8 protein-coding genes are annotated in these 7,784 nt (G+C 62.4%); 6 read left to right on the top strand and 2 right to left on the bottom strand.

Annotation, left to right across the window (positions count from 1 at the left end; genetic code table 11):
• Positions 1-174: 174 nt before the first annotated feature.
• Together ACCO56_RS12020 and ACCO56_RS12015 are read right to left on the bottom strand one after the other, a co-directional pair.
• Entirely contained in the window at positions 175-816 is a 642-nt protein-coding gene (locus tag ACCO56_RS12020; RefSeq protein WP_433640848.1) for a glutathione S-transferase family protein, read from the bottom strand.
• A gap of 127 nt (positions 817-943) precedes the next feature.
• Positions 944-2,158, bottom strand: a complete 1,215-nt coding sequence (locus ACCO56_RS12015; protein ID WP_433640846.1) for an NADP-dependent isocitrate dehydrogenase — start codon at positions 2,156-2,158, stop codon at positions 944-946.
• Positions 2,159-2,338: 180 nt separating this feature from the next.
• On the opposite strand from ACCO56_RS12015, the gene ACCO56_RS12010 reads away from it, so the two are divergent.
• The 6 genes from ACCO56_RS12010 (at position 2,339) to ACCO56_RS11985 (ending at position 7,758) form a co-directional block, all read left to right on the top strand.
• Entirely contained in the window at positions 2,339-3,232 is an 894-nt protein-coding gene (locus ACCO56_RS12010) for an alpha/beta fold hydrolase (protein WP_433640844.1), read from the top strand.
• A 101-nt stretch (positions 3,233-3,333) separates the two neighbouring features.
• Positions 3,334-4,197, top strand: a complete 864-nt coding sequence (locus tag ACCO56_RS12005; RefSeq protein WP_433640842.1) for an RNA methyltransferase — start codon at positions 3,334-3,336, stop codon at positions 4,195-4,197.
• On the top strand, positions 4,181-4,990 hold the full coding sequence (gene murI, locus ACCO56_RS12000) for a glutamate racemase (protein WP_433640840.1): 810 nt from the start codon (positions 4,181-4,183) through the stop codon (positions 4,988-4,990). The genes ACCO56_RS12005 and murI overlap by 17 nt, the downstream gene beginning before the upstream one ends.
• 264 nt (positions 4,991-5,254) lie before the next feature.
• Positions 5,255-5,872, top strand: coding sequence for a 30S ribosomal protein S4 (gene rpsD / locus ACCO56_RS11995; RefSeq protein WP_433640838.1), 618 nt, complete (start codon positions 5,255-5,257; stop codon positions 5,870-5,872).
• Positions 5,873-6,058: 186 nt separating this feature from the next.
• Positions 6,059-6,934 (top strand): tRNA 2-thiocytidine(32) synthetase TtcA, encoded by an 876-nt coding sequence (gene ttcA, locus ACCO56_RS11990; protein WP_433640836.1) that lies wholly within the window; start codon positions 6,059-6,061, stop codon positions 6,932-6,934.
• Positions 6,931-7,758 carry an inositol monophosphatase family protein gene (locus ACCO56_RS11985; RefSeq protein WP_433640834.1) on the top strand — a complete coding sequence of 276 codons (828 nt, stop codon included), beginning with the start codon at positions 6,931-6,933 and terminating at the stop codon, positions 7,756-7,758. Before ttcA ends, ACCO56_RS11985 begins: the two co-directional genes overlap by 4 nt.
• The last annotated feature ends 26 nt before the right edge of the window (positions 7,759-7,784 follow it).

Here is a 7,784-nt window from a genome sequence, read left to right as displayed (position 1 = left end):
CAAGCCGCGGCACAAGCGCCGGAGGTCGGATGAGGGGGGTTCCAGAGATCGCCGACGATATGTGAGATGTGTGAATGTCGTAGCTTTGTGGGGGAGATGCCCGGCAGGACAGAGAGGGGCAACATAGGGCGCCAATCTATAAAATGAGTTGAAGCGGGACGATGGTGCTGCCGCTCATTCTCCAAATTCGCTGGCGGCGAAGCTCGGCAAAGCGCTGACCTCCTTCCACCATGCGGCGATTGCCGGATAGCTGCCGATGAGGGCATGTGCCTCGGGCGCCCGGAGAAAATAGGCGAACATCGGGGCGGCGTGGAGATCGGCCAAGGTGAGCTGCTTCCCGAGCAGCCACGGACCAGACGCCTTGAGATCGGCCAGCGTTGCGAGGCAGGTCGCCGTGACCTGAAGGCCCGCGGCGATGCGTGCCTCGTCGGGAGCTTCGCCGCGCTTCGGCTTAGAGACGCGCTCCACATAGACGTCCCAGACCAGTGCACGATAGGCGTAGGCGTCGAGTAGCCCTATGATCTGGTTCATTCGCGCCCGCATCTTCGGATCGGTCGGCTGGAGCGGCGGACCGTCGAAAGCTTCGTCCACGTAGCGGGTTATGGCGCCAGTCTCGAAGAGGCTGAAGCTCCCGTGTTCGAAGGCCGGGATACGGCCGAAGGGGTGGTGCTTGAGATACCATGCCGGTGAGCCATCCCCGGCGAAGACGTCGACCGGGACGAGCGCATACTCCACCCGCTTCTCCTCGAGGGCGAGCCTCACGATCCTGACATAGACGCTATAATCGGCGCCGAAAACGCGCGGTGCAGTTATCATCGGCTCGGGCCCAGTCTGATGCCGCCGGTTCGACGGTGGGGGGACGATGCCTGTCAGAGGGACGGAATTCAATCCGCCTGGAATTGGCCCGCCGGCAGCCGTGCTGCCGCCGGCGGGCAAAACTTGATCAGGCGGCCATCGCCTTTTGGAGATTCTCGTCGATCTTGTCGAGGAAGCCGGTGGTGGAAAGCCAAGGCTGGTCGGCGCCGATCAGCAGGGCGAGATCCTTGGTCATGTAGCCGCTTTCGACTGTCGCCACGCAGACCTTTTCGAGCGTGTCCGCAAATTTCGCCAGATCGGAATTGCCGTCGAGCTTGGCGCGATGCGCCAGACCGCGGGTCCAGGCGAAGATCGAGGCGATGGAGTTGGTCGAGGTCTCCTCGCCCTTCTCGTGCTGGCGGTAGTGACGGGTCACGGTGCCGTGCGCGGCTTCCGCCTCGACCGTCTTGCCGTCCGGCGTGACCAGCACGGAGGTCATCAGGCCGAGCGAGCCGAAGCCCTGGGCCACGATGTCGGACTGCACGTCGCCGTCATAGTTCTTGCAGGCCCAGACGTAACCGCCCGACCATTTGAGGGCTGAGGCCACCATGTCGTCGATCAGCCGGTGCTCATACCAGATCTTCTTTTCCTTGAACTTCTCGGCGAATTCCTTGTCGAACACTTCCTGGAAGATGTCCTTGAAGCGCCCGTCATAGGCCTTGAGAATGGTGTTCTTGGTCGAGAGATAGCAGGGCACGCCGCGGTCGAGCGCATAGTGGAACGAGGCCATCGCGAAGTCGCGGATGGAATCGTCGAGATTGTACATGGCCATGGCGACGCCGGAGGAGGGCGCGTCGAAGACGTCGTGCTCGATAGTCTGGCCGTCCTCGCCGACGAACTTGATCGTCAGCTTGCCCTTGCCGGGGAAACGGAAATCGGTCGCCCGGTACTGGTCGCCGAAGGCGTGGCGGCCGACGATGATCGGCTTGGTCCAGCCCGGCACGAGGCGCGGCACGTTCTTGCAGATGATCGGCTCGCGGAAGATCACGCCGCCCAGTATGTTGCGGATCGTGCCGTTGGGCGACTTCCACATCTTCTTGAGCTGGAACTCCTCGACGCGAGCTTCGTCGGGCGTGATGGTGGCGCACTTCACGCCGACGCCGTACTTCTTGATCGCATTCGCGGCGTCGACCGTCACCTGGTCGTCCGTGGCGTCGCGATGCTGGATGCCGAGGTCGTAATATTTGAGGTCGATGTCGAGATAGGGGTGGATCAGCTTGTCCTTGATGAACTGCCAGATGATGCGGGTCATCTCGTCGCCGTCGAGTTCGACGACAGGATTTGCCACCTTGATCTTCGCCATGTGAAATGCCTCTTTTCTGGGGTTCGGGGCGAATGCCCCGCATTGGTCGCGACCGGAAAGATGCGGCCCCTATAGCAAAGCGCATACCCGTGCGCAAACCATGCCGAGTGCCGTTTCCTCGGCGCGGAAAAAGCAGCGCTCCGGGCGGTATGATTCAATCCCCAGTCGGGAGCCGTTCTCATGTTCAAGCCTGATTTCTTCTCTCTGGACACCGGGCAGGTCACTCTCAATGTAGCCGCTGCGGGCAGCCCAACTGCGCCACTTGTCATCTGCCTGCATGGCTTCCCGGAATATTGGGCCGCATGGCGCGAGGTGATGCAGGATCTTTCGCGGGACCACTACGTGATTGCGCCGGATCAGCGCGGTTTCAATCTTTCATCAAAACCCGACGGCCGGGAGGCTTACCAGGCAAGGCATCTGGTGGCCGATGTTGCGGCGCTTGCCGACCATCTTTCTCCCGGCAAGCCCTTCGTGCTTGCCGGCCACGACTGGGGCGCGGCCGTCGCTTACGCCTACGCCTTCGCCCAGCCCGAGAGGCTCACCTATCTCGTCATCGCGAACGGCGCGCATCCTGTGTGTTTCCAGCGGGCCATTCTCGACGATCCCGGGCAGCGCCGGGCGAGCCAGTATTTCCACAAGCTGCGCGCGCCGGATGCGGCCGTTCGCATGGCGGAGAACGATTTTGCCCGCACCGAAAGAATGATCGCTGGCTTTTCCAGGACCGGCTGGATGACACCGGAAATCGTGCAAGCCTATCGCGCGGCCTGGGCGCAGCCGGGAGCGATGCAGGCCATGCTCCATTGGTACAATTCCTCGCCGGTCGTCGTGCCGGTGCCGGGGGAGGTGGCGGCCGGCGCGCCGCTCCTCTCGATCGACCCCGCGAAGGTCGCCGTACGCATGCCGCATCTGGTGTTGTGGGGAGAGGCCGACGAGGCGCTCACCCCGGCCTGCCTGGATGGGCTCGACGGCTACGCCGGCGACCTGAAGATCGAGAGGATCGAGAGAGCCGGACATTGGATTCTGCATGAAAAACCTGCCGAGGTCGCCGAAGCGATCCGGTCCTTCATCCACTGAGAGGGCTCCACGGCGGAGACCGCGTCCTGACGGGAGCTTCATTTCTCGGGACGAATATGGCAGGGACGCGCAAAAGCCGTAAAGGGTGGATTATTGGCGTCATGGCTGGCACGGATCGCGACCGCAAACTCATTGCCGAAGGACCGGCGATCATTCTCGTCGAACCCCAACTCGGCGAGAATATCGGCATGGTCGCGCGTGCCATGGCGAATTTTGGGCTTTCCGAACTGAGACTGGTCAATCCGCGCGACGGCTGGCCGAACGAGAGGGCGCGCGCGGCCGCCAGCCGCGCCGATCACGTGATCGATGCCGTGAAAGTCTTCGATACGCTGCCGGAGGCGATCGCCGACCTCAATTTCGTTTTTGCCACGACCGCGCGCGAGCGCGACGGCTTCAAGCCCGTGCGCGGCCCGGTCGAGGCGGGCAGGTTGCTGCGCGTGCGTTTCCGCGCCGGGGAGAAGACCGGCATCCTGTTCGGTCGCGAGCGCATCGGTTTGGAGAATGAAGAGGTCGGTCTCGCCGACGAGATCGTCACCTTTCCCGTCAACCCGGCTTTCGCGTCGCTCAACATCGCCCAGGCGGTCCTGCTGATGTCCTATGAGTGGATGAAGTCCGGAATGGAAGCCGAGACGGATACGGCCTTCGCCGGCCCCGACATGACCCCCGCGCCGAAGGAGCATTTGCTGGGCCTGTTCCGCCATCTCGAAGAGGCGCTGGACGTAAGAGGTTATTTCCGGCCGAAGGCGAAGAAACCCAAGATGGTCGACAATCTCCGGGCGGTGCTGACGCGTCCAGGTTTCGCCGAAGCCGAGATCAAGGTCCTGCGAGGCGTCGTTGCCTCGCTCGACTATTTCTCGCCGAAGGAGCCGCGCGGCGCTGGCTATCCCGAACGCAAGGCGAAGGCGGATGCGGCGGCGCATCGTGAAGGGGTCAACGAGACAGGAAAAGATGTCGACAACGGCTGATCGACCAATCCTCATGTTCGATTCCGGCATCGGAGGGCTCAGCGTGCTTCGTGAGGCACGCGTGCTCATGCCGGGGCGCCGCTTCATTTATGTCGCCGATGACGCGGCCTTTCCCTATGGAGCCTGGGAAGAGCCGGCGTTGGCGGGCCATATATTGGAACTGTTCGGCAAATTGTTCGACCGCTACGACCCCGAGATCTCGGTGGTCGCCTGCAATACCGCCTCCACCCTCGTTATCGATGCCCTTCGCGAGGTCTTTCCCGGCCGCCCGTTCGTGGGCACGGTGCCGGCGATCAAGCCCGCTGCCGAACGTACGTGCTCCGGCCTGGTCTCGGTTCTGGCGACACCCGGCACCGTGAAGCGGCAGTACACCCGTGACCTGATCGCCCAATGGGCGTCGAAATGCCATGTCCGTCTCGTCGGCAGCGACAGGCTTGCCGGCTTGGCCGAAATCTATATGCGCGACGGCTTCGTCGACGAAGATGCGGTCCGTGCCGAAATCACTCCATGCTTCGTCGAGCAGGAAGGCCGGCGGACCGACATCGTCGTCCTGGCCTGCACGCACTATCCGTTCCTGGTCAACCGCATGCGCAAGACCGCGCCCTGGCCGGTCGATTGGCTGGACCCGGCGGAAGCGATCGCAAGGCGTGCTCTGTCCCTGCTCGACAGCGGCCCGCCGGAAGAGGGCGAGATCGAGTTCCGGAACGGTTCCGATATCGCCGTTTTCACGTCCGGCAAGTCCGATTTCGCGACCCGGCGCATGATGCAGGGATTCGGCCTCAGCCTCGCTTGAGGGTCGGGGGGCGTTCCCGGGCCTGCGCAAGAACGAGGAAACTACTTGGTCCCGGCCGAGATCCTTGACACACAAGAATTGGTCGACTAAAGCCACGCCAGCGCCGGGCCGAAGGGTCCGGCGTCTTGTTTGACGTGTCCCGTGGGTCTTTCCGCAAAGCGTGCGTGGAAGGTCCTGTCAGGTCCCAACCGGGGCCAGAGGAGGGCGCGTTTCCTTCACCCGGAGCATTGTGCTTCGGATGCAACGTTTTTGAAAGGGAATGCGATGAGCAAGCGCGAATCCGCAAAGTACAAACTCGACCGCCGTCTTGGTGAAAACGTCTGGGGCCGCCCGAAGTCGCCGGTCAACAAGCGCGAATATGGCCCGGGCCAGCACGGCCAGCGCCGCAAGGGCAAGATGTCGGACTTCGGTCTGCAGTTGCGCGCCAAGCAGAAGCTGAAGGGCCACTATGGCGACGTGTCGGAAAAGCAGTTCCGTAAGACCTATGACGAGGCCAACCGCCGCAAGGGCGATACTTCCGAGAACCTGATCGGCCTCCTGGAATCGCGGCTCGACGCGGTCGTCTATCGCGCCAAGTTCGTGCCGACGATCTTCGCCGCACGTCAGTTCGTGAACCATGGCCACATCAATGTGAACGGCCGCCGCGTCAACATCGGCTCCTATCGCTGCAAGCCGGGCGACGTGATCGAGGTCCGCGAGAAGTCGAAGCAGCTCGTCATGGTGCTGGAATCCGTGCAGCTCGCCGAGCGCGACGTTCCGGATTATATCGAGGTCGACCACAACAAGATGGTGGCTACGTACCAGCGCGTTCCCGCCCTCGCCGATGTCCCGTTCGCGGTGCAGATGGAACCAAATCTGGTCGTCGAGTTCTACTCGCGCTGATCGGTTTCAGATCGAATTCGGAAAAGGCCGCGCATCTTCGCGGCCTTTTTTGCGTCTGGGGCTTTTGCACGAAATCGGTTCGCACTTGCGCCCCCGATGTTCTATGGAATTGCTACGCATCGGCTGGGACGTCGCTATCGATGTTCGTCCGCGATGCGAAGTCCGGTGTCCTAGGGCCTCAGAGCGATGACCTTGCACGAGATTCCCGAGATCGATATGGGCGATGACGACGGCAGCGGGGCTCATCCGCTCTTCGCCGAAGTACCGTCCTCGGTCGAGTTCAACAAGCTGCGGAAGCGGCTGCTGCGCAACACGCGCCAGGCGATGGCCGATTTCGCCATGGTTCGGCCGGGTGAGCGCTGGCTGGTGGCATTGTCGGGCGGCAAGGACTCCTACGGATTGCTCGCGCTGCTCCTTGATCTGAAGTGGCGCGGCCTGCTGCCCGTCGATCTGCTGGCCTGCAATCTCGATCAGGGGCAGCCGAATTTCCCCAAGCACATCCTGCCGGACTACCTGACGGCTCACGGCATACCCCACCGCATCGAATACCAGGATACCTATTCGGTGGTCACCGACAAGATTGCCGAGGGCAATACCTACTGCTCGCTTTGTTCTCGACTGCGCCGAGGCCATCTCTACCGCATCGCGCGCGAGGAGGGATGTTCGTCACTGGTGCTCGGCCATCACCGCGAAGACATTCTCGAAACATTCTTCATGAATCTCTTCCATGGCGGGCGCATGGCTGCGATGCCGCCGAAGCTTCTCAACGACGAAGGGGATGTCATGGTGTTGCGCCCGCTCGCCTACTCAGCGGAGAGCGACCTCGCCAAATTCGCCGACGCCATGCGTTTTCCGATCATCCCTTGCGATCTTTGCGGCAGCCAGGAAGGACTGCAACGCAATGCCATGAAAACAATGCTGGAAGAGATCGAGCGTCGTATGCCCGGGCGCAAGGACACAATGATCCGCGCGCTGGGCAATATACGGCCCTCCCATCTCCTCGATCGCAAGCTGTTCGACTTCGCCGCGCTCAACGATACCATTACCGCAGGGACATCATGACATTTGACGACAAAGAGATCGATTGGCTGGCTGCGGTACTGGCAGATGCCGCGGCGGCGGAGATCATGCCGCGCTTCCGGCGCCTCGATCGCGGCGATATTCGCCTGAAGACCTCCGCCGCTGATCTGGTCACCGAAGCCGACGTCAATGCCGAGCACGTCATCACGGCGCGCCTGCGCGAGCGTTATCCCGAAGCCATGATCGTGGGGGAGGAAGCCCATTCTGAAAATCCGGCGCTGCTCAATGGACTTGGCGAGGCTCCACTCGCCTTCGTCATCGATCCGGTCGACGGCACGTTCAACTTTGCCTCCGGCATGCCCCTGTTCGGGGTCATGCTCGCCGTGGTGGTTCGTGGCGAGACCGTCGCCGGCATCATTCACGATCCCGTCGGCAAGGACTGGCTGATCGGTGCCAAGGGAGCGGGCAGCCATGTCCGGCATGCCAATGGTAGGCTTGAGAAGGTGAGGGTCGCGGATTCCGTTCCGCTGCCCCAGATGACAGGTGCGATCTCGTTCAGCCATCTGGCGGAACCCGAACGGTCACGTCTCGCCCGCAATCACGTCAAGGCGCTGTCCCAATTCAATTATCGTTGCGCCGCGTGCGAATACCGGCTGCTCTCCACCGGCTTCGGCCACTATCTGGTCTATAATAAACTCATGCCCTGGGACCATCTGGCCGGCGTGCTGATCCACGGCGAAGCCGGAGGTTATTCGGCCCGTTTCGACGGCAGCGCCCACAACGCTTCGCATGTCGACGGTGGCTTGCTCGTCGCGCCGAGCAGGGAAAGCTGGCATGACCTGCGCCGCGAGCTCTGGGCGGAGTAGGGCAGCACGAAGACACACCCGGTGCT

This window comes from Mesorhizobium sp. 1B3, assembly GCF_050958605.1.
Taxonomy (GTDB): domain Bacteria; phylum Pseudomonadota; class Alphaproteobacteria; order Rhizobiales; family Rhizobiaceae.
The sequence above is the reverse complement of the archived record's forward strand: the minus strand, read 5'-3'. Positions and strand labels throughout refer to the sequence as shown.